The sequence below is a fragment of the Geodermatophilus obscurus genome (assembly GCF_900115395.1).
GTDB classification, from domain to species: Bacteria; Actinomycetota; Actinomycetes; order Mycobacteriales; family Geodermatophilaceae; genus Geodermatophilus; species Geodermatophilus obscurus_B.
Map to the genome: position 1 here is coordinate 464,460 of NZ_FOWE01000001.1, position 21,898 is coordinate 486,357.

Here is a 21,898-nt window from a genome sequence, read left to right on the forward strand (position 1 = left end):
AGCGCCCCTGGCGACCACCACGGGCACGTCCACCGGCTGGTGTGGGCCGTCATCGCGTGTCCGGGGAGAGACTCGGGCACCGCGACGTGGGAGCCGCCCCCAAGTGGCCCCTGCGGCGGGTCCCGGCCTCCTCGGCGGCCCGGTGCGCCGAGTCCCCGGGACGCCGCCGATCCGTCGACGGCGGCTGCCTCTCCTCCGTCACCCGGCTGTTGGGGCCGTGCCGGGCTGACAGCATGTGGCGGTGCGCGCGGTGGTCGTCGACTCGGTCCGAGCCCTGCCCCGGGTCCGGGAGGTGGCCGAGCCCACGGCTCCGTCCGGCGGGGTGGTGCTGCGTGTGACGGCCACGGGCGTGTGCCGCAGCGACTGGCACGCCTGGGCGGGACACGACGAGGTCGCGTTCCCCCACGTGCCGGGCCACGAACTGGCCGGGGTGGTGGTCGAGGTCGGTGCGGGCACCACCCGCTGGCGCCCCGGCGACCGGGTGACCGTCCCCTTCGTCTGCGGCTGCGGACGCTGCGAGTGGTGCCGTGCCGGGGAGGCCCAGGTCTGCCCGGACCAGCAGCAGCCCGGCTTCACCCACTGGGGGTCCTTCGCCGAGTACGTGGCCCTGCACGCGGCCGACACCAACCTGGTGCGCATCGCGGACGCAGTCGACGACACTGCCGCGGCCGCCCTCGGGTGCCGGTTCGCCACGGCCTACCGCGCCCTGGTCGGCCGCGCGCGGGTCCGCGAGGCGGAGTGGGTCACCGTCGTGGGTGCAGGCGGGGTGGGGCTGAGCGCGGTCATGGTCGCCCGCTCGCTGGGGGCGCGGGTGGTCGCGGTGGACCGCAACCCCGAGGCCCTCGCCGTGGCCGCCGACCTCGGCGCCGAGCACACGGTGCACGCCGACGGCCGCGACGTCCCGGCGGCCGTCGTGGACCTGACCCGCGGCGGCAGCCACGTCGCCGTCGACGCGGTGGGGAGCGAGCAGACCTGCGCCGACTCGATCCTGAGCCTGCGCCGGCGGGGGCGGCACGTGCAGGTCGGGCTGCTGCCACCGGTCGACGGTCATCCGCGGGTCCCCATGGCGCGGGCGATCGGCTGGGAACTGGACCTGTTGGGCAGCCACGGGATGGCCGCAGCCGACTACCCGGCGATGATGGCGCTCGTCGAGCGCGGGTCCCTGCAGCCGCAGCGGCTGGTCGAACGCACCATCGGTCTCGAGGAGGCGGCCGCCCTGCTGCCCGTGTTCGACCGGGCGACGGTCGCCGGGATGACCGTGGTCGACCCCCACCGCTGAGTCGGGCCGGGAGCGCGAGGACGACGATGCGGGGACCCGGCACCCCGCACCACCGTCCCGGCCATCCGGCTGCACGACCTCTGCCGAGCCCTCGCCACCCTGCTGCCGGCCGGCGGCGTACCGGACCAGCACGGCCGCCAGGCCGCCGACCGCTCCGCGGCCCTGCCCGACGGCTGACCGGGTGACGGGGTGTCAGACCGGTACCGGGAAGCCGAGCCGACCCCGGACACGGAAGCGCCCCGGGTTCCTGACCTGCAGGAACACCGGGGCGATGCTGTGCCCGAGGGGCGACACGCTACATACGCACACGGCAGGCGTCGCAATCTCCGGGCGCGGTACTCGACGGTGGCCGCCAGCCGGTGGACGGAAGAAGTCCTTCTCGCACGGGCGAGCTGTCCCGGCTGGGCACCCCACACCGGGGGCATACCGGCGCCAGGCGCTGACGTCGGCCGTCGGCTCTCTCCGGGGCTAATCGCCGATCCAGTTGCCGTGGAAGCCCAGGGGGACCCGGACCGGCAGGTGCACCCGGGCCACCGGCTCGCCGGAGAAGTCCTGGCCGGCCAGCAGCACCAGGTCGGTGGCGCCGCGGTCGGGGTCGTGCACGAAGGCCATGACGTAGCCGTCGTCCTCGGCTGCATCGGGGGACGACGGGGCGAACACCGGCTCACCGGCGGTGGCGTCCCTCCCGAACGCGTGCACCTGCGTCGTCCCGGCCATCAGGTCGTGCTTGATGAGCGTGTTGGCGAACGCGGTGTCGGTGAGGTCGCCGTTCCCGTCGACCATTGCACGGCTGACCCCTGCGATCTGTGCGCTGTAGCCGTAGCGGTAGGGGCGGGAGATCAACCGTTCGTCGGCCCGCGGGAACTCCTGGGCGCGGTCGTCGAGTCGCTGCTGGACGACTTTCCCGGCGGCGGGATCGACGATCCACCGGTCGAGGGTGAGCGGCCCCCGGCCGGAGAGGATGGAGACGTCATAGGAGCCCTCGTAGCGGCACATGTCCACCACGACCCGGTCGCCATCGTCGTAGGCGTTGAGGGTGTGGAAGACCCAGCACGGCTCTACCTCGATCCACTGCACCGGGCGCGCAGTCCCCGCGCGGGGCAGCAGGCCGATTCGGGCCTGGTGCGTCGGGTTCCACGTGTAGGGCAGCTGGCTTCCCGCGGCGACCGCGTCCATGCTGAAGGTGACCGGCAGGTCGAACAGGACGACGTAGCGCTCGGTCAGGGCGAAGTCATGGATCATCGGCCCGTCGCTGACCGGGATGTCCGTGGTCGATCCGACCGAGCCATCGGGGCCGACGATGATGTGCTGGATGTGGTCCCAGGCCCAGTAGTAGGCGATCGCGTGCAGGTCGCCGGTCCGCCGGTCGAGCTTGGTGTGCGCGGCGTAGCCGCCCGGCAGGGTGCCGCCGAAGTCGCACGGCCCGACCGTCTCCAGCTCGTCGTTCAGCTCGTAGGGCAGCGGACCGGACTCCACGGTGGCGAGGGTCCGTCCACCGTGCGACAGGACGTGTGTGTTGGCCGGGAAGTCCCTCCCGTCGTGCTCCGGGCCGCCCGCCCAGGTCTCGCCCAGTGCCGCGGCCACATCTCGCGACCGCACCCAGCGATTGCGGTACCACTCGGCCCTGCCATCACGCAGCCGGACGCCGTGCACCATGCCCGCGCCCAGGAACCAGTGTGCTTCGGCGTCGTCGAGACCGATCGAGTTAGGGCCGTTGCGCAGATAGCGGCCGCTGAGCTCCACCGGCAGGCTGCCCGTGACGGGGAGGTCGAACGCCGTGACCTCCTCGGTGACCGGAGCGAACGGGCCTTCGTGGAATGCGCTGTGGGTCATGGCGGTCTCCTCCAGCGCTCCCGAGGCCGAGGGCGCGGCCCCAGCGTGCCCTCCGGCGCAGCACGCCACCAGGGTCGGACTGCTCGGGCGGACGCGGCTCGAGGGCACCCGGCGCCCGAGGGCAGGGGGCTCCCGGTCGGCCCGGTCGGAGACGCCTGCTGAGACCCGCAGAACGGCACGGGATCCGGGGTGCGCCAGGGCCCGGTCACCACGGTCTCCCGGCCGCCGGAACGGGATCGGACGCAGCTGCGCTCAGCGATGGCGTCACCGCTCCGCTCACCCCATCGATGACGAAACCCCCACGGCTTGAGAGCCGTGGGGGTTCAACTCGGTGTCCGAGGGGCGACACGGTACTTCCGCACACGCCTGGGTCGTGCGTGATCGGAGCCCTGCGAGCGACGGTCACCCGTGGAGTTCATCGAGGCACGGGCACCGTCTCGACGGGCACCCCGAGGTCGACGGTCCAGGCGGCGCGGTACTTGCGATGCGGGGAAGGCGTCAGGGTCGTACCGCGCCGATGGCCGCTCAGGGAACCGTGACGACGACCTTCGCACGGGCGTGCTCAGTCTCCAGGTAGCGGATCGCGGTGGGCACCTCGGCCAGCGAGTACGTGCGGTCGATGACCGGGCGGACCCGCCCGGACTCGGCCAGCCGAGCCAGCGCCGTCAGCCGCTCGGTGGTCGGCGTCGCGGTGAACGGCTGGATCCGCTGACGGACCACCCGGCCGACCAGCCCGCCGCTGATGATCAATGCCATCGGGCCGACCAGGCTCCCGCCGTCGAACACCGCGCCGCCGGCGAGCACCAGCGTTCCGTGCTCGCTCACCAACGCGGCCTGAGCCTTAGACCGCAGCAACGAGGTGTCCACGCAAGCGGGTCAACTCCAATGTAGGCCGCCCCGTCGTGGACGTCTGGGCGCTGGGCGCCCGCAGCGGCAGCGGGGTCTACGCCGAGATGAACGCCGAGGTGGCCACCCTGTCCGCCACCCCGGCGACCGTGCCCCTGACCGAGGCCATCGAGCGCCTCGGCCAGGCTGCAGTCGGTATCACCGGGAGAACGCCGAACCCGTCAGGGACCCCGGCGGCGACAGCGCCGACGCCGCACCGCGTGAACCGATTTGGCTGGCGCAGTCCCTGGGGAAGGTCGCAGGTCTTCCGCTGGCCGAGGTGGTGCAGCTGTCGGAGTCTCTTCTCCTGGGATGGTCACCGCCCGTCAGCTCCGACCAGTTCTCGATCGTGGATCGGCGGGGCAGCGACCTTTTGCAGAGCGGCGCCCTCGACGTCGAGGCGGGGAAGCCAGTGCAGCCAGCGGGGCAGCCACCAGGCGCGGTCTCCGAGCAATGCCAGCGCGGCCGGCATCAGAACCATCCGAACGACGAAGGCGTCGAAGAGGACGCCGGTGGCGAGCCCGAAGGCGATCGATCTCAAGGCGGCTTCGCCGTCGACGAAGAACCCGGCGAAGACGGCGAGCATGATCAGCGCGGCAGCGACCACGACCGGAGCGGCCTGCCGGAAGCCGGTGCGGACGGCTTCTAGCGCGGGGGTGCCGTGGTTGTGCGCCTCGTGCATCCGGGACACCAGGAAGATTTGGTAGTCCATGGCCAGCCCAAAGAGGATCCCGATGACCAGGATCGGGGTCAGGCTCGGCAGCGGGCCGGCGCTGGGTGCGCCGATGGTGTCGGCCAGCCAGCCCCACTGGAAGACCGCCACGGTGGCGCCGAGCGAGGCGCCGATGGTGAGCAGGAAGCCCAGCACGCCGATCAGCGGGACCAGCAGCGAGCGGAAGACCAGCACCAGCAGGACCAGCGCCAGGCCGACGACGAGCAGGAGGTAGACCGGCAGCGCGGCGTCCAGGGACTCCGAGACGTCCACGCCCACTGCTGTCTGACCGGTGACATAGCTGTCCACGCTGGTGAGGCCGGTCAGCTGGGCGCGCAGATCTTCGACCAGCTGCTCGGTGGCGTCGGTGGACGGGCCTGACTGCGGGACCACGGTCACCAGGGCAGCCGTGTTCGCAGCGTTCGGAACCGGCGGGGCGACAGCCGCCACGCCGGGCAGATCGAGGAAGCCGCTGCTCGCGGTGGTGGCGATCTCCACCCCTTGGCTGCCTCGGAACAGCACGATGAGCGGGCCGTTGAAGCCCTCACCAAAACCATCGGTGAGCAGCTGTTGTGCGCGCTGCTGGGTGCTGTCCTCGGGCAGGGCCTGCGCCAGCGTCGTCTGCATGGAGAAGAACGGGATGGCGATGACGCCCAGGGCGATGACCGCGGTCAGCAGGGAGACCACCCGGTGCCGGGTGATTGTGGCGACCCAGCCGGCGAGGAACCCGCGCCCGCGGGCCGGGGTCTCGCTGGTCTCCGCCGGGGCGTTGCGCAGCCTGCGGGGCAGCGCCCGCCGGCCGAGGAGGGCCAGCCCGGCGGGCACCAGGGTGAGGGCGACCAGGACGGCGACGACGATCGTCCCGGCTGCGGCGATGCCCATCTGGGTCAGGAACGGGATGCCGACGACGGCCAGCCCGACCAGCGCGATCACCACGGTGAGCCCGGCGGTGACCACCGCGGAGCCGGCGGTGCCCACCGCGGTGGCGATCGCGGTGCCGACGTCCGACCCCCGGCGCAGCTCCTGCCGGTAGCGGCTGATGATGAACAGGGCGTAGTCGATGCCGACGGCCAGGCCGAGCATGCCGGCCAGCGCCGTGGTGGTCGAAGACAGGTCCAGGAACCCGGTGGCGATTGTGATGCCCATGATGCCGACGCCGACCCCGACGACCGCGGTCAGCAGGTTCATCCCGGCCGTCACGAGCGTGCCGTAGGTGATGGCCAGGATGACCAGCGCCAACACCACGCCGGCAGCCTCCCCAGGCCCGCCGACCGCAGGGGTCTGGTTGAGCGCCTCCCCGTCGATCTCGACGGTCAGCCCGGTGGCGCGCGCGTCGTCGACGGCGGCCACGAGGGCGTCCTGCTCCTCGACGGTGACCCCGCCGACCGGCTCGGTGTAGGTGACCGTGCTGTAGGCGGTGGTCTGGTCGGCGTTGACCGCCGGTGCGGCCGGGTCGAGCGGGTCGGTCGCGGAGACCACGCCCGGCAGCTGCCCCAGCTCGGCGACCAGGCCGGACAGGGCCGTGGCGTTGGTGCCGGCGGTCACGGGGGAGCCGTCCGGTGACTGCACCACCACCCGGGCGGTGGCGCCGTTGCCGCCGGCGCCGAAGTCTTCCTCGATGAGAGTGAGCGCGGTGGTGGACTCCTGGCCGGGGATGGAGAAGGTGCTGGACGTGGTGCCGGCCAGGGTGGCGGCGCCGACGCCGCCGCCCACGAGCAGGACCAGCCAGGCGAGTACGACGGGAAGTCGGTGGCGGTAGGTGAACGCCCCGAGTCGGGACAGCAGCAGAGCCATGAGTCAGGCCTCCATCTGGTCGGTGGTGCATGAGGTCGTGCTGGGGCTCGTGGCGATCGAGCGCATCGGAACTGGTGGCGTGGATGTGCAGCCGCCGAGTCGTGGTGTCGTCCGGCTGAGCGGCGGTTGGCCCAACGGGACGCGTGCGGTTGCGCGCCGCCCGAGTCCGGCGCCGGTCTCAAGAAGGTGGGCACCGGCCTCGGACTGTGGGTGGTCGCGTGGTCAGCCCGGTACGCGCTCCAGCGCCTGGCTGCGGTGCCGGCCGGTGGTAGACGGCTCGGGTGCCAGGGTGTCGCCGTGCTCGTCGTCGGCGGTCTCGGCTTCGATCGTGGGCAGGAAGCGGGTCATCACCGGTCGCCGGGCTCTGCGCCGACCGTGCCCGAGCGTGTGGTGCAGAGGGACTGGGCGCCGATCACGGCGAGCATCTCGAGCTTGTCGTAGTTGTCGGTGCCGGGTGCGGCGGTGTAGACCATCAGGCGGTGGGCCTGGTGGGGGTCGATCAGGGTCTGGCAGTTCAGCTCCAGTCGGCCGACCTCGGGGTGGTGGTAGCGCTTGACCTCGTTGAGGTGGATGCCGACCTCGTGGGTCTCCCAGAGGGTGCGGAACTCCTCGCTCTCGGCCAGCAGAAGGTCGGCCAGGTACGCCGCGCGTGACCCGGGACCGCGCATCGCGAGGAGGGCGCGGAGGCCGGCGGCGTACATGCGGGACATGTGGGCGTGGTCTTCCGCCACGTACAGCGCGCGGGCCGCCGGGTCGGTGAACCACCGGTACCCCCGGCTGCGGGCGGGGCCGGTGTACCGCGTTGCGTCACCGACGAGCGCGATCCCGAGCGGTGTCTGCCGGAGCGTCTCGCCGACCTCGGTGACGATCTCGGCGGCGGTGTCCCCGAGGCGGTCGAAGATCCGCAGCAGGCCGGGGCTGATGTGCTCGCTGCTCGCCCCGCGCGGTGGCGGCTGGTGCCCGGCGAGCCGGTGCAGGTGGTCGCGCTCGTCGAGGTCCAGGTGCAGCCCCTGGGCGATCGAGGCGATCATCTGCACCGAGGGGTGCGGGCCGCGCTCTCGCTCCAGGCGTGTGTAGTAGTCGGTGGACATGTGGCAGAGGCCGGCGACCTCCTCCCGGCGCAGGCCGGCGGTCCGGCGGCGCTGGCCCCGGGGGAGACCGACGTCCTCGGGCTGCAGCGCGCTCCGGCGTTCGCGGAGGAACTCCGCCAGACCTGCTCGATCGATGGCCACGTGGGTCCTCCTGAGGGTGGGGTGCGCCGGCCGTGGGGGCGGCAGCGCTGTGTCTACCGGCGGTTCACGGGCGCATCCACGTCCTGTCGATCCCCCTCTCAGCAGCCCGGATAGGGGGATCGGCAGGCCCTGCCACCCGGCGCTGGCGCCGGGGACGGTGTGGTCACGACGCGAACGGCGCGTCACCGACGACAGGAGCCCGACATGGCCCGCACCCCGATCGACATCACCGTCCCCGACCTGACCGGGAAGCGGGCGGTCCTCACTGGAGGCAGTGACGGCATCGGCCTGGTCATCGCCCGCCGCCTGGCTGCGGCCGGGGCGGATCTGGTCCTCCCGGTCCGCAACCGCGGCAAGGGCGAGGCGGCCGTCTCCGAGATCCGGGCGCGGGTCCCCGGAGCCGCGATCACCCTGCACACGCTGGACCTGTCCAGCCTCGGGTCGGTCACCGAGTTCGCGGCCGCGCTCCTCGCCGAGGGGCGGCCGATCGACGTCCTGATCAACAACGCCGGCGTCATGACCCCACCGGAGCGCCAGGCGACGGTCGACGGCCACGAGCTGCAGCTCGCGACCAACCACCTGGGCCACTTCGCCCTCGTGGCGCAGCTGCTGCCGCTGCTGCGCGCCGGCGGGGCCCGCATCACCTCGCAGTCCAGCGTCGCGGCGAGGAGCGGCGCCGTCCACTGGGACGACCCGGACTGGGAGCGCTCCTACCACCCGATGCACGCCTACAGCTCCTCCAAGATCGCATTCGGTCTCTTCGGCCTCGAGCTCGACCGGCGCAGCAAGGCCCACGGCTGGGGGATCACGAGCAACATCTCCCACCCGGGGGTGGCCCCGACCAACCTGCTCGCCGCGCAGCCCGGCATCGGTCGCCCTGCGGAGGGGCGCGAGATCCGCGTGATCCGGCGGCTATCGGCGATGGGCATCCTGGGGACTCCGGAGACTGCTGCGCTCCCGGCGCTGCTCGCCGCGACGTCGCTGGAGGCCACCGGTGAGCGCTTCTACGGCCCCAGCCGCTTCCAGCACATGAGCGGGGCGCCGGGGGAGCAGAAGCTGTACCGGTCACTGCGCAGCGTCGAGGACGCCCAGCGCATCTGGCAACTGTCCGAGCAGCTCGCGGGCGTGTCCTTCCCGGCCGAGACGGAGACCGAGCGACCTATGCTCGACCTCGTCCGTGAGCGCGGCCTGACGGCCTGAGGGACGAGGCAGCTGCGGCAGCAGTCCATGAACAGCCACGAGCGGTCCTCGCTGGCGGTGCACCCGGCGGCGGGGACCACCCGGTCCTCCGACATGCAGGTCTTCCTCAAGGAGTTCCTCCGCGCACCCGTGCGCACAGCCTCGGTCGTACCCAGCTCGCCGGCACTGGCCGAGCGCATGATCGCGCCCCTCCTGGGGCGGTCGCAGGTGGATCGGCCGCCGGTCGTCGTGGAACTGGGGCCGGGCACGGGGGCCTTCACCGCAGCCCTGCAGGCGGCCGCGCCCGGGATGCGCTACCTGGGCGTCGAGGTGAACCCGGCGATGGCCGACCACCTCGCCGCTCGGTTCCCCGGGATCGACCTGCTGCGCGGGCCGGCGTCCGAGCTCTCCGATGCCCTCTCGCAGCGCGGACTGCCCGCGGTCGACCTGGTCGTCAGCGGGCTCCCGTGGCAGGCCTTCGCCGGGCAGGCGGGCACCGAGCTCGTCTCGGCCATCGCAGCCAGCCTCGCCCCGTCAGGGGCCTACACCCAGTTCACGTACACCTGGACCCGCTGGGCGCCCCCGGGCCGGCGACAGCACCGGACACTCCGGCAGCACTTCGGCCGCGTCGACCTGTCCTCGACGGTGTGGGCGAACCTGCCCCCGGCCGTCGTCTACACCGCGACACGACCCCTGCCGGTCGACGACCCGGCCGCAGCTGCCGGATGAGCAGCTGGATGGGGGAGGCGCCTGTCGTGGCGACGCTGCTGGTCGCCTCCGTGCTGGCGGCAGAGGCGGGCCTGCTGATCGGTGTGTTCCTGCCCTCCTCCTCACTCGTCCTGGGACTGGGCGTGCTGACGGGTGGGGACGTGGTGGCCATGTCGGTTGCTGTGCTGTCCGCGTCGACAGCCACGGTGCTCGGTGCGTCCCTCGGACATCGGGCGGCCACGCGGAGCAGGGAGGGAGCTCCTCCCGCCGCCGGCAGGATCATCGGGCTCCTTCCCCCCCGGGTCCGTGCCGGCGGCGACCGACTGCTCATCCCGTTGGCCGATGCCGTCGGACGTCGACCGGTACGCGCGGCAGCGGCCGCCCAGTTCATCGCCGGAGCCCGCACGTTGGCCCCCCGCGTCACCGCGCAGGCGAACGTGCCGCTGGCGGTCATGCTCCGCGGGACCATGCCCGCGGCCCTCCTCTGGTCCTCGCTCCTCGTCTCGACCGGTGCGCTGGCCCCATCGACCATGGCGCGCCTGGACGACGTCATCCCGATGGCCTGCGTCTTGGTCGTCGGCGCCACGGCGGTCCTCGTCCACCGCCGCAGGCGCCGGCACCGCGGGACGGTCCCGAGCAGCAACAACTCACTCAAAGTCCACGAACGACGCGAGACCTTCTGCGTCCCGCTGGTGTTGGACAGCCCGAAAACGGGTGGGTATCGGGCAGCCCGTTAACGGGCGTTAGTGGTCGGCCTCGGATTGGTCGTCGTCCTCGGTCGGCGTCGAGGTGGTTGACTCGCCGGCCCGCGGTGCGAGGTGTGCTTCGGTGTGGAGTTGACCCGCTTCGGTGGACGCCCTGAGCTTGGGCATCAAGCCCAAGAAGGGGGTCCTGATGGGCCGACCGAGCAAGTTCTCCGGAGTTCCGGGAGCAAGCCGTGGAGCTGGTGAAAGCGACCGGGCGGCGGCCTTCTTCGTGACGGAGTCGACGAGGTGACGCGGTTCGCCTTCATCGACCGGGAGAAGGCTCACCACGACGTCACCGCGCTGTGCCGGCTGCTGAAGGCAGCCGGTCGGGCTTCTACGCCTGGCTGTCCCGCCCGCCCTCGACCCGGGCGCTGGCCGACGAGGTGCTGACCACCCAGATCCGCACCGCCTACGGCGACAACCGCCGGGTCTACGGCGCCCCGCGGATCCACGCCGAGCTCGCCGACGCCGGCGTGCGGGTCGGCCGCAAGCGGATCGCCCGACTGATGCGTGAGGCCGAGATCGTCGGCTGCCACCGGCGCAAGCGGTCACTTGGGATGACCCGGCAGGACCCGAAGGCCCACGCGGCGCCGGACCGGGTGGACCGCAAGTTAGTCGCGAGCGCACCCAACCAGCTGTGGGTCGCCGACGTGACCTACGTGCCGACGGTGCAGGGCTGGCTCTACCTGGCCTGCGTCACCGACGTGTTCAGCCGGATGGTGATCGGCTGGTCGATGGCCTCCCACCGCAAGACGGACCTGGTCGTGGACGCAGTGACCATGGCGGTGCACCGGCGCGGCGGCCGGGTACCCGGCGTCATTCACCACAGCGACCGCGGCGGGGAGTACAGCTCGCACGCCCTGGAACGCGAACTCCGCCGGCACGGCGTGTTGGCGAGCATGGGCAGCGTCGCCGACTGCTTCGACAACGCGCTGGCCGAGAGCGTGTTCGCCACGCTGGAGTGCGAGCTGTTCGATCGTCAGCCCGGCGGCCGCTTCACCACCCGACGCGACGCCAAGCTCGCCGTCTTCGACTACCTCGAGACGTTCTACAACCCGCGCCGACGCCACTCGGCCCTCGGCCAGATCGCGCGGCATTCGAGGCACGGCACACTCTCACCAACGCGGCCTGAGCCTCAGACCGCAGCAACGAGGTGTCCACGCAGGCGGGTCAACTCCAGGTCGGGCGGAGGCGATTCCCCGGCGGTCATGGAGGCTCATGGCGGGAGGGGGCGGCTGCGGGCCTCGCTGTGGAGTCGCTGCATCGTCTGGTCCAGTGCGCTTGCGCTGCGGGCTGCTTCGGCCAGTTCTTCCCGTAGGGCGGTGGGCACGTGCTGGTGCCACCTGTAGAAGATCTTGTGTTCTAGGCTGGCCCAGAAGTCCATCGCCACGGTCCGCAGCTGTACCTCGACCCGGGCGGTGGCCACTCGGTCGGACATGTGCACGGGGGTGTCGATGATCAGGTGCAGGCTTCGGTAGCCGTTAGGTTTGGGGTCGGCGATGTAGTCCTTCGCCACCACCAACTCGACGTCGGACTGCCTGAGCAGCATGTCCGCGATCGTGTAGACGTCGGAGACGAAGCTGCACACGATCCGGAGGCCGGCGACGTCGTGGACGGCTTCCCGGACGCTCGCTCCGGTCAACGGGATGCCCTTCCTCAGCGCTTTCGCTGTCAGGCTCTCGATGCTCTTCACCCGTGAGGTGATGTGTTCGATCGGGGACTCGCCGTTGATCAGACGCAGCTCCTCCTGCAAGATCTTGATCTTGGTCAAGATCTCCTGGAGGCCGAACTCGTAGACCATGAGGAAGCGGCGCAGGTGCGGGCCCGGTTCGAGGTCTTCCTGCCTCGTCTCCGTGCCGCTCTGGTCGATCGCTGGAGAGCGTGGGGAAGCAATCACGCCATGGCTCCGTCGCTGGTGGCCCATCGTCTGTCTGGTGCTGTTGCAGCGACGCCCGGGCTGAGGGTGGAGTCGAGCACGGCGGGCCTGGAACCACCCGCATTGACCACGCCGCGCCCGCGGATTCCGGTTCCAGGCAGCCGCAGCGCCTCGTCCGGGAGAAGAGTCTGTGAGTCAGCGCTGGCAGGGGTGGCCATGGCGCGCTCGGCTGTGGTGATGAGCCGCCCCCGCTGACGCACGTGCCGGATGACTTCAGCGAGGCCTGCGATGGCGATGGCGATGGCCATGCCGAGGATGACGGCAGAGAAGGGGTCGTCGGCGAAGGCGCTGCCGCCGATGACGCCGATACCTGTGCAGTACAAGGCCCAGGAGAAGGCTGCGAGGGCGTCCCAGCGGGAGAAGTCGCCGAGCGGGTGTCGCAAGGCACCCATGCTCAGGGTGACGGCGGTGCGCCCTCCGGGGATGTAGCGCGCCACCACCAGGGCCATCCCGCGGCGCTCGGAGAGGAGCGAGTCCACTCGGCTCATCGCTCGGGCCTGCCAGCCGGTGGGGTCCCGCCCAGTGGTCCACCTGCTGGTCAGGCGGCCGATCAGGTAGGACAGGTGATCGCCGGCCAGCGCGCCGGCGGCGGCGCTGGCGACCACGAGCAGCAAGTTCGTGCTGCCAGAGGCGGCGAACACCCCGGCGGTGATGACCACGGTCTCGCTCGGAGCCAACGGGATAAGCGCATCGGCCAAGGCGACCAGGGCGATGAGCAGGTACACCCACGGTGAGGACATCAGCGCAATCACGGTGTCCAGCAGGCTGTCGATCACAGTTCGGCGTCCTCGTGGCATAAGGGGGCTGCGGTGTCGGGCCGCAGCCCGATGCGTGCGGACCGCCCCTCCTGAAGAGGGGACGGGCGGTCCGCTGCGCGGCGGGTCGGTGCTGACCTGCTGGTGCGAGGACGGCTCAGGGCCGGGAGGCCTGGGTGGTCACTCAGACCGGGCGGCGCCTGAGGGCCACTGCGGCGGCTGGGTCACCACGGGATCGTCATACCGTTCCACGAGGTGAAGGTGCCGGTCGGTCCGTCCTGCCCGAGTCGGGCGACCCGCACCACCTCGCGTGCGGCGTCCTCGACCGAGTCTGTCCCCTGGAAGTTGGTCAGTGCAGTGCTGGCGAATCCCGGCGAGACGAGGTTGACCCCAATACCGGTCCCCTCCAGTTCGATCATCATGGACAAGGTCACGGCGTTGAGCGCCGTCTTCGACGCGCCATAGATCGGTTCGAAAGCCAAGTGGAGCGCGAAGGTCGGGTCGGCAACCGTCGTCAGCGAGCCCAAGGCGCTCGTCACGTTCACGATGCGCGCCTCCGACGACCGGCGAAGCAGCGGCAACATGGCCTGGTACATCGCCAGGACGCCGAAGACATTCACCTCCCAGACCGCCCGCAAGTCGTCAAGCGGTGCGGTGCTCGGCTTCGCGAGGGCACGGAATCCGGCCATGTCGACGTCCGTACGGGTGGTCGAGATGCCGGCGTTGTTGACGAGGAGGTCGAGGCGACCTGCCTCCCTGTCGATCCGCTCGGCGGCCGACGCGATCGACGCTGCGTCGGTCACGTCGAGGCGAAGCGCGGTGGCGCCGTTGCCGATGTCGGCAACCGCTTCCTTGCCGCGGGCGAGGTCGCGGGATCCGACGAACACGGTGACCCCGTCTGCGACCAGCTCCTTCGCGACCTGCTTGCCGATGCCCTGGTTTGCGCCGGTGACCAGAGCGATGCGTTGCGTGGGCATGGGAGCCCTCCTGTTTCAGTCAGAGTTGCAGTGGACGAGCGATTGCGGGACGTGAAACGCCTGGCGCTACGACGAGTGCGCGGAACCTCCGGCAGACCAGGGAGAACGCGCGGGACGTGGTATGAGCCGGCTGCTCACCGGTCGTCCATGCGGCGAGAGCCGGTGGGCAGGGGCTGCGTCGCGGTGTAGACGGCGGCCGGGGGCAGGTTCGGCCACACCGTGGGGGACGTGTCGACGCAGCCGAAGAACCGCTGGAGCTCGCGGTGCTGTCGTCGTCTGTCGCTCCGGCGGCGTCATGACTCCGGCGTTGTTGACCAGGAGGTCGATCGGTCGGCCTTCGGTGAGCAGGGCGCCGGCGAAGGCGGAGAGCGAGTTGAGCGAGGACAGGTCCAGCGAGTGGAGGGTGATGCTGGCCCGGGGGACCCGTGCCCGGATCTCGGCGACCGCCGCCTCGCCCTTGCCGCGGGTGCGGACCGGGAGGACCAGGTCGGCGCCGGCCGCGACCAGGCGGCGGGCGAGGACCAGGCCGATGCCGTCGCTGCCTCCGGTGAGCACTGCTCGCCTCCCCGACAGGTCGGTGACGGGAATGTCGATCGTCGTGCGGGCCATCGCTGAGTTCCTGTCCACGTGGGTGCGCTATCGCGCCGTGGCACCACCGTCCCCCGTCCCGCCGGCGCGAGGCAGGGCCTGCCGATCCCCCCATCCGGGCCGGCGAGAGGGGGATCGACAGGCCGTGGCCGTGCCTGGTGCCGCGCCGGTAGACAGAGCTCCGCCGCCCCCGGCTGGCGCACCCCACCCCCAGGAGGACGCACGTGATCATCAGTCGAGCAGGTCTGGCGGAGTTCCTCAGAGGACGCCGAGAGTCACTACAGCCCGAGGACGTCGGACTCCCCCGCGGGCCACGCCGCCGGACTGCTGGCCTGCGCCGCGAGGAGGTCGCCGCGCTCTGCCACATGTCGACCGACTACTACTCGCGCCTGGAGCGCGAGCGCGGCCCGCAGCCCTCGGAGCAGATGATCGCCTCGATCGCGCAGGGGCTGCACCTGGACCTCGATGAGCGCGACCACCTGTTCCGGCTGGCCGGGCACCAACCGCCGCCGCGCGGGGCGGACAGCGAGCACGTCAGCCCCGGCCTCCTGCGGATCTTCGACCGCCTCGGCGACACCCCCGCCGAGATCGTCACCGAGGTCGGCGACACTCTGCGCCAGACGGCGCCCGCGATCGCCCTCCATGGCGACGCGACGCGGTACACGGGGCCGGCGCGCAGCCGGGGATACCGCTGGTTCACCGACCCGTCGGAGCGTGAGCTCCGCCTGCCGGAGGACCACGCGCACATGTCGCGCACGTACGCCGCTGGACTCCGCTCCCTTCTCGCGATGCGGGGGCCAGGGTCGCGGGCGGCCCACCTGGCCGAGCTCCTGCTGGCGGAGAGCGAGGAATTCCGCTCCCTGTGGGAGGTCCACGAGGTCGGCATCCACCTCAACGAGGTCAAGCGCTACCAGCACCTCGAGGTGGGGCGGCTGGAGCTGAACTGTCAGGCGCTGGTCGATCCGCACCAGGCCCACCGGCTGATGGTCTACACCGCCGTGCCCGGCACCGAGAGCTACGAGAAGCTCCAGATGCTCGCGGTGATCGGCACCCAGTCCCTGTCGCTCACCGGCCGAGACGCCGGCGACACGGCTACCGGAGACCGGTCATGACCCGGTTTCTCCACCGTCTCGTGTGCCGGATGGCACGACCCGACTGTGCGCGCCGGCTCTCCTTCGACCCAGGGTGCAACGCTCCTAGGGGAGGTCCCCCCGCCAGCGTCTGTCGAGAACGCTGATCATGGGCTCATGCCCTTCGCTGAGGAGCTCATCGGCCAGCAGGTCGCCCACACGCTGGCACGTTCCATCCAAGCCGCGGCTCCCGGCCGATCGCTGCGCGTGCTGCCGCAGTCCACCGGCGCGCTCGACGGCTTGTCCCTGCGGGCGCGGGCCGACCTGCTGCGCGATGCCCTCCTCGCGGACGTCCCCGGTGACCATCGCGCCTTGGCGGACGTCGTTCGTGCGGCCCGGGAGGCCGATCCCGCGTTCGGCGGGTGGCTGATCTGGCCGGTCACGAGCGCGGTCGCCAGCCGTGCTGTCCAGCGGGGCACCGAGGACGCCTTCGTGGATGCGATGGCGCTCCTAGCAGAGCTCACGGGCAGGCTGACCGCCGAGTTCGCGGTCCGCACGCTTCTCCGCCATGACCTCGACCTGGCACTTGAGAGCGTCCAGAAGTGGACGGACTCTCCCGACGACCACGTGCGGCGACTGGCCAGCGAGGGCACGCGGCCCTATCTGCCCTGGGCCACGCGTGTCCCCGCGCTCTTCGACCGCACGGGCGTAACCGTGCCGATCCTCGACGCGCTGTACCGGGACAAGAGCGAGTACGTGCGCCGGTCCGTCGGCAACCATCTGAACGATCTCAGCCGCGACGAACCGGACCTCGTCGTCGACACGGCACGCCGATGGCTCAACACCCCGGCGCCCACCACGCCCGCGCTCGTGCGACGCGGCCTGAGGACACTCGTCAAACGCGGGCACCCCGAGGCCCTCGGCCTCCTGGGCTTCGCGGCCGCTTCGGTGGACGTCGACGGCCCGCACGTCCTCGATGACCTTGTCCCATGGGGCGGCAGCGTCCGTTTCCGCGCCGTGCTCCGCAACGTCGGTGCCACGAGCGCGCGACTCGCCATCGACTACGTCGTCCACCACCGAAAGGCCGATGGGAGGTCGAGCGAGAAGACGTTCAAGCTCGCCATCCGCACCCTGGCTGCAGGGGAGGAGCTGGAGATCGACAGGGCGCACTCCTTCCGGCAGATCACCACCCGCCGCTACTACCCTGGCGCCCACGCGATCGCCTTGCAGGTCAATGGAATCCTGGCGGGGCCAGCGCCGTTCGAACTGCTGCCGCCGACGGCGTCAGATCTGCCCTGACCTTCCGTGCTTGCTCGGTGAAAGGACAGCAGCCACGGCCATGGATGGCACCCAGCGCTATGCCGACGGTCACCATCCTCTGGGCGCCAAACGGGACCGCTTGCGGTCCCGTCAATCTCTCGCCTAAGAAGGAACGACCAGCGGGCCTTCGGCTACGTCAGCCAGTCGAGCCAGTCGTTCAGTCCTCCAGCGGATGTGCCCATGTCAGAGACAGATGAACCCCCAGCGGCTGCGAAGCCGTGGGGGTTCATCTGTCGGTGTCCGAGGGGGGACTTGGGCACCGGGAAGTGGGAGCCGTCCCACCGGCTTCTCCCGCAGGGGGAGTGAGGCGCGGGGTGCGCGGCTTCGTGGTCATGGTCGGAACGTAGCGCGGCCGTCGGACAAGATCACAGATCGTCGGCGAGTCGGGTCCTATCCCACGACGAGACGCGCGAGTGCACCAACGCCCAGTGACAATCGGGGGCCGGGATGGCGCCCTTGCGGGACCGTGTACGTCGGGCGAGGCGTCGTCCCCCGGTTGGTGGGCTAGGAGCGGGGTTCGTTCTCGGTTCCCGCGGCCTCCGTGTCGGTACTGATCTCGATCGGGCGGGCCAGGAAGTTCAGCAGCCGATTGACGATGGTGGCGTCCACCGGGTCCAGACCCGGCAGCAGCGCCGCGGGGTCACGTTCCCCGGCTAGTACCCGGTGGAGCACCCCACCCAGGGCCGCCCAGTCGGAGTTGTCGGCCAGGCCGTCGAGGCCCTCGGTCACCTCCTGCCGGGCGGCCTGATCGCCGGCGGTGGCGGCGACGATGGCGGCCAGCCACGGCTCCCACCAGTCGAGGTGGCGCTGGAAGTCGACGGCCTGGTCGCTGGGCATGGTGCGGGCGGTGTGGATGATTTCGTCGAGGGCGGCCTGCTGCCGGTTGGGGTCCGGCTGCAGCATCATGAGCAGGTCGCCGAGGCGGACCCCCTCAACCCTTTCTACGGTGGCCCGGATCTGGTCGATGGTGGTGGGCAGGGCTGCCGCGGTGGTGGGGGCGGTGAGTTCCCGGGCGAGGGTGCGTAGGTCGTCCTGCAGGCCGCTGGCGCCGGTGAGGTGGTGCAGGAGGGTGACGGCGAGCCGGTGGGCCAGCCAAACACCGGGGGCGGTGCCGGTGCGCTGCCGGTAGTTGGCCAGATTGTGGTGCCCGATCGCGATGGCGTGGGTGCCGCCGGCGGCGTAGTGGTAGCGCAGGGCTATCTCTGCCAGGCGGACGGCTGCCTCACGGTGTCCCTGCTTGTCGGCGAGGTCGGCGCGCGCGGAGAGGACGGCGCCGAGCGGCCGGGTGTCACCGGCCTGTTCGAACTGGTTCTGGCAGTGCAGCAGCAGCCGGTCCGCATCCGGCAACCGGCCTAGTCTCAGCAGCGGCCCGTAGTCGTTGAACGCGGCGTAGGCGAGCTCGTACTCACCGGCGCCGCGGCCCCGCTTGCTGGCGAGTCGCTCGGCGTTGAGGTCGAGGGCCTCCTGCCAGCGGCTCAGGTCCACGGCGGCCTGGCGGCCGGTGTCGAGGATGGTCTCCCGGACGTTCCACGGGTGGGCGGTCTCGTTGTCGCCGGGCTGGTCGGGCAGGGTGCGCATGCGCTCGCGCAGCCGCTGCACCTCGTCGAGGACCGGCTGCGGGTCGCTTGTGAGACTCAGAAGCTGCACCCGCCGGGCGGCGTCGGACAGTTGGCTCCACGGGCCGAGCCCCGCCTGGCGGGTCAGCTCCGCCATCCGGTCGACGACCGTGAGGGCCTCGGCGTAGCGGCCGCGGAGGAAAAGCAGATTGGCCAGCTCGCCGGCGGCCGCGGACGCCAGCCTGTACCGCCTTCGCTCGGCGGCCTGCGCGAGGACGGAGCGTAGTCGGCGTTCTCCCTCGGCGGGGTCGATGCGCGCGACGGCCCGGGCAAGCACGCCCTGGCTCTCAAGTCCTTCGTTGGTGCTGGCGGTGGCCTCGGCGATGGCCTCAAGGTGAGGCAGGGCGGCGGCGACCGCGCCCGGCGACCTCTCTCGCAGCAGGGCCTGCTCGATCAGGATGCTGGCGGCCTGCCACTCGTGGAGGCGGCGCAGGTAGGGGGCGGCGGCGAGCGCGGCATGCACGACCAACCAACCTGTCTCTTCCTGTTCCTCCTGCTTGAGGGCGGCATCGAACATTGCGTACCAGTAGGCGGCCAGTTCGGTGTCGACGACGCTGAGCACCTCCGTTGGGGTGTCGGCGCGGACGGTGTCCGCGATGCCGGGATGCAGCCGGTAGCGCACCGGCCGGTCCGAGGCGACGGGGTCGCCGGCCGGTCTGGGCTCGACCAGCACGGCGCCGACAAGCGGGGTGAGGGTGTCGGGCCAGGGGGGTGGGTCACCGGGGCGGGCCAGCCGGCGCCACAGCTCGGCCCAGCTGGCGTCGAGCACGATGCTGGTGCGGTCGTCGGGTTCGGCGGCGGCGAGCAGCTGCAGCAGCAGCCGGGAGGGCTCGGGCAGCGCAGTCGCGGCCGCGCGGGTCCACCCTTGCAGGGCGGGGAGCAGTTGACCAGGTGAGGCCTGGCTGTGCCCGGTGTCCAGGAACGCGGCCAGTGGGGTGCCGCGGGCGGCGGCGGCGGCCTCGGCGGCGGCCACCCGCTCGGCCAGGATCTCGGGGTCGGTGGCGGCGGCGTCGGCCAGCTCCAGCAGCTTCGGATGCCCCTGCACCACGGTGAGGGTGCGGGCCAGCAGCGCCCGGTCGGCGGTGATCCGGGGGCTGGTGGTGCGGGTGGCCGGTTCGGTGTCGTGGGTCAGCGCGCGCAGGTGGGGCAGTTCGCGGGCGAGCAGCAGCGCCTCATCCCTCGACAGCGCGTGCACCGGCAGCACCTCGACCCGCTCGGGGTTGAGCCCGGCCGGGCGGGTGCGGCTGGTCAGCACCACCCGCGAGGCCCCGGCATGCCCACTCAACGCCGCGATCACCCGGCCGAACCGCGGATCCAGCCACTGGCCGTCGGTGGTGAGCAGGGTCTCCAGGTTGTCCAGCACGACCAGCAGCCGGACCTGCTTCACCAGTTCGGTGAGGACGGGCAGGTAGGCGTCGAGCAGGGTGTCGGTGGCGGTGTTGCCGACCAGCTGCACGGTGATGCCGTAACTGGCCAGCTTCGGGTTGAGCCGGGCCTCCAACGTGCTGGCGAGACTGTTCAGGGCGGTGGGCCACTGGTCGGCCGGTGGCGCGGTCCACCAGGCGGCGCCGGTGAAGCCGGCGGCGGTCTGGTAGGCCAGCTCAAGAGAGGCGGTGGTCTTGCCGGCTCCTGCCATGCCGTGCAGCAGCACCCCCGTCTGGCCGGAATCGGGCAGCAGCGCCCGCCGGGCCTGGGTGAGGGTGGCGGTGCGCCCGACGAACCGTTCAGGTTCGTCGGGGAAGCCGGCCAGCGCCAGGCTGATCGGCGCCGCGGTCCCCGGCGGTGGCTGCAGTCTCAGGCCGGTGGCGGGGCCGAGCAGCGCTGGGGTGGCCAGCGAGACCGCCGGCGCGCCCAGCGACGGCGGCAAGGTCGCGGCCTGTGGCAGCGCCCGGGCCACCGCCACGTCCACCGGCTGGTCGCGCTCGAACAGCTGCCGGTAGAAGGCGCCGGTCAAGTCGATGGCGAAATCGTCGACCACCGGATAGCGCATCGCCAGCACCGCACACCCAAGCCGTTCCACGAGCGCCCGGGCCAGCCCCGGCCAGCCCTCGGCGGGTGCGCCGCCGTTCCCGCCGGCGGGAGCCGCCGGGGCGGTGTCGACCGGCGTGCCGTCGGCGGGGGAGAGGCCGGCCTCCAGGTCGGCTCGTTTGTCCAGTTCTTCGGCCTGCTCGGCCCGGTCCAGCAGCCGCAGGGTCTCCGCCGCGGTGGCCGCCCCGGACTCACACGCGGACATCACGACCAGCCGCAGCCGGCGGCGCATCGGCTTGAGCAGCTCAGCCAAAGCGCCCGGGTCGAGCGCGTCCGGGGTGCCGTCCTCCTGCTCGAGGACCAGCCTTCCGGCGCCACCGTGTCCCGAGACGTGCAGCACGTCCCAGCCGTCGGCATCGTCGACCGCCGCGGCCAGCGCGTCGCGGGTGACGCCGTACTGCAGCACCCGCAGCTGCACCGCCCGCGGCGACTGCCCCTGCCCCACCTGGCCGATCAGCTGCTGCAGCGCGTGGCGCTCGCGGCGCAGCCCGAGTGGCGCGCCGCCGGTGGGCAGGCTGAACAACGCCAGCATCCGCAGCGGCTCCCGCGCCTGCGGGGCGGTGCGCGGCCGATTGCGGGTCTCGGGCAGGTCGAAGACGAACCCCACCTCCTCCCGGCCCAGCACCTGCCTCTGCCAGGCGGCGATCTCCCACGGTCGGTACGGCAGGTACTCCAGCACCTTCGGCACCGGCATCCGGACGATCATCGGCGCCTCGTCCAGCAGGACCTCCATCACCTCGGGGCCGAGGATGTGGCGGCCGATCCACTCGCCGACCCGGGCGGTCATCTCCGCCTCCGAGGTGACCCGCCGCTGCGGGTCCGCCTGCCAGCGCAGCCACCGGTACAGGTCGACAAACCCGCCGTACTCGAAGTCACCCTCGGGCATCGCCACCTGGTGGGAGGCAAGTGGCTCGCCGTCCTCGGTGCGCAGCAGCCACCGCCACCGCGCAGGACCTGCAATCTCGACCGGCTCGAGTACCAACGCCGCCATCACGACCTCCCCCGGCCGGGGCCGAAGCCCCGCCGTGCCGCGGCGACCAGCGCGCCACAACGGCGACCAGCGCCACCACAACGTAGAAGAGGCACGGTGCGGCCGAGAAGTACGCACCGTGCGGCCCCGGTGCTGTGTGCGCCGGCGTCGAGCACTGCCGCAGGAGCGCTCCTCATCCCGGCGCAAGTTCGGTACAAGCGGCGGGGGACCTACGGTTCCCACGACGAGGCGCGTGAGTTCGTTGGCGCC

At 71.8% G+C, this 21,898-nt stretch carries 16 protein-coding genes and 1 pseudogene; 7 read left to right on the top strand and 10 right to left on the bottom strand.

The window, feature by feature from the left end:
* Positions 1–241 precede the first annotated feature (241 nt).
* Positions 242–1,279 carry an alcohol dehydrogenase catalytic domain-containing protein gene (locus BM165_RS02125; RefSeq protein WP_075012098.1) on the top strand — a complete coding sequence of 346 codons (1,038 nt, stop codon included), beginning with the start codon at positions 242–244 and terminating at the stop codon, positions 1,277–1,279.
* A gap of 468 nt (positions 1,280–1,747) precedes the next feature.
* On the opposite strand, the gene BM165_RS02130 is transcribed toward BM165_RS02125, so the two are convergent.
* The 5 genes from BM165_RS02130 to BM165_RS02145 form a co-directional block, all read right to left on the bottom strand.
* A complete protein-coding gene (locus BM165_RS02130; RefSeq protein ID WP_075011844.1) occupies positions 1,748–3,112 on the bottom strand; it encodes a carotenoid oxygenase family protein in 1,365 nt (454 codons plus the stop codon).
* Between the two features lie 525 nt (positions 3,113–3,637).
* Complete coding sequence (locus tag BM165_RS02135) at positions 3,638–3,979, bottom strand: zinc-binding dehydrogenase (RefSeq protein WP_280140670.1); 342 nt, start codon at positions 3,977–3,979, stop codon at positions 3,638–3,640.
* A gap of 334 nt (positions 3,980–4,313) precedes the next feature.
* Positions 4,314–6,503, bottom strand: coding sequence for an MMPL family transporter (locus tag BM165_RS02140; RefSeq protein ID WP_075011845.1), 2,190 nt, complete (start codon positions 6,501–6,503; stop codon positions 4,314–4,316).
* Positions 6,504–6,725: 222 nt separating this feature from the next.
* The gene (locus BM165_RS25935) at positions 6,726–6,851 is read right to left on the bottom strand and encodes a hypothetical protein (protein WP_280140671.1); all 126 of its coding nucleotides are present in this window, start codon (positions 6,849–6,851) and stop codon (positions 6,726–6,728) included.
* Positions 6,851–7,735 carry a helix-turn-helix transcriptional regulator gene (locus BM165_RS02145; RefSeq protein ID WP_075011846.1) on the bottom strand — a complete coding sequence of 295 codons (885 nt, stop codon included), beginning with the start codon at positions 7,733–7,735 and terminating at the stop codon, positions 6,851–6,853. Before BM165_RS02145 ends, BM165_RS25935 begins: the two co-directional genes overlap by 1 nt.
* Before the next feature lie 204 nt (positions 7,736–7,939).
* On the opposite strand from BM165_RS02145, the gene BM165_RS02150 reads away from it, so the two are divergent.
* The 4 genes from BM165_RS02150 to BM165_RS25100 all read left to right on the top strand — a co-directional run bounded on the left by BM165_RS02150 (position 7,940) and on the right by BM165_RS25100 (position 11,717).
* Positions 7,940–8,935: an SDR family oxidoreductase gene (locus BM165_RS02150; protein ID WP_075011847.1), complete on the top strand. Its 996-nt coding sequence runs from the start codon at positions 7,940–7,942 to the stop codon at positions 8,933–8,935.
* Positions 8,936–8,962: 27 nt separating this feature from the next.
* Complete coding sequence (locus tag BM165_RS02155) at positions 8,963–9,643, top strand: class I SAM-dependent methyltransferase (protein ID WP_083426947.1); 681 nt, start codon at positions 8,963–8,965, stop codon at positions 9,641–9,643.
* 26 nt (positions 9,644–9,669) lie between these two features.
* Positions 9,670–10,359, top strand: coding sequence for an SNARE-associated domain-containing protein (locus BM165_RS02160; RefSeq protein WP_143107980.1), 690 nt, complete (start codon positions 9,670–9,672; stop codon positions 10,357–10,359).
* Positions 10,360–10,670: 311 nt separating this feature from the next.
* Positions 10,671–11,717: an IS3 family transposase gene (locus BM165_RS25100; protein WP_075011849.1), complete on the top strand. Its 1,047-nt coding sequence runs from the start codon at positions 10,671–10,673 to the stop codon at positions 11,715–11,717.
* Between the two features lie 50 nt (positions 11,718–11,767).
* Here BM165_RS25100 and BM165_RS25420 read toward each other — a convergent pair.
* The 4 genes and pseudogenes from BM165_RS25420 to BM165_RS25425 all read right to left on the bottom strand — a co-directional run.
* A pseudogene (locus tag BM165_RS25420) lies at positions 11,768–12,292 on the bottom strand (GTP pyrophosphokinase); the annotation flags it as partial.
* On the bottom strand, positions 12,262–13,080 hold the full coding sequence (locus BM165_RS02175; protein ID WP_075011851.1) for a DedA family protein: 819 nt from the start codon (positions 13,078–13,080) through the stop codon (positions 12,262–12,264). The gene BM165_RS02175 and the pseudogene BM165_RS25420, both read right to left, overlap by 31 nt.
* A 203-nt stretch (positions 13,081–13,283) precedes the next feature.
* Complete coding sequence (locus BM165_RS02180) at positions 13,284–14,036, bottom strand: SDR family NAD(P)-dependent oxidoreductase (protein WP_075011852.1); 753 nt, start codon at positions 14,034–14,036, stop codon at positions 13,284–13,286.
* A gap of 66 nt (positions 14,037–14,102) precedes the next feature.
* On the bottom strand, positions 14,103–14,645 hold the full coding sequence (locus BM165_RS25425; protein WP_244273965.1) for an SDR family NAD(P)-dependent oxidoreductase: 543 nt from the start codon (positions 14,643–14,645) through the stop codon (positions 14,103–14,105).
* A 203-nt stretch (positions 14,646–14,848) separates the two neighbouring features.
* Between BM165_RS25425 and BM165_RS02190 the strand changes: the two genes are divergently transcribed.
* Positions 14,849–15,736, top strand: a complete 888-nt coding sequence (locus BM165_RS02190) for a helix-turn-helix transcriptional regulator (RefSeq protein ID WP_208976604.1) — start codon at positions 14,849–14,851, stop codon at positions 15,734–15,736.
* 135 nt (positions 15,737–15,871) lie between these two features.
* A complete protein-coding gene (locus tag BM165_RS02195) occupies positions 15,872–16,993 on the top strand; it encodes a DNA alkylation repair protein (RefSeq protein WP_075011853.1) in 1,122 nt (373 codons plus the stop codon).
* 525 nt (positions 16,994–17,518) lie between these two features.
* Here BM165_RS02195 and BM165_RS25940 read toward each other — a convergent pair.
* The gene (locus BM165_RS25940; protein ID WP_075011854.1) at positions 17,519–21,649 is read right to left on the bottom strand and encodes an AAA family ATPase; all 4,131 of its coding nucleotides are present in this window, start codon (positions 21,647–21,649) and stop codon (positions 17,519–17,521) included.
* Positions 21,650–21,898: the final 249 nt, after the last annotated feature.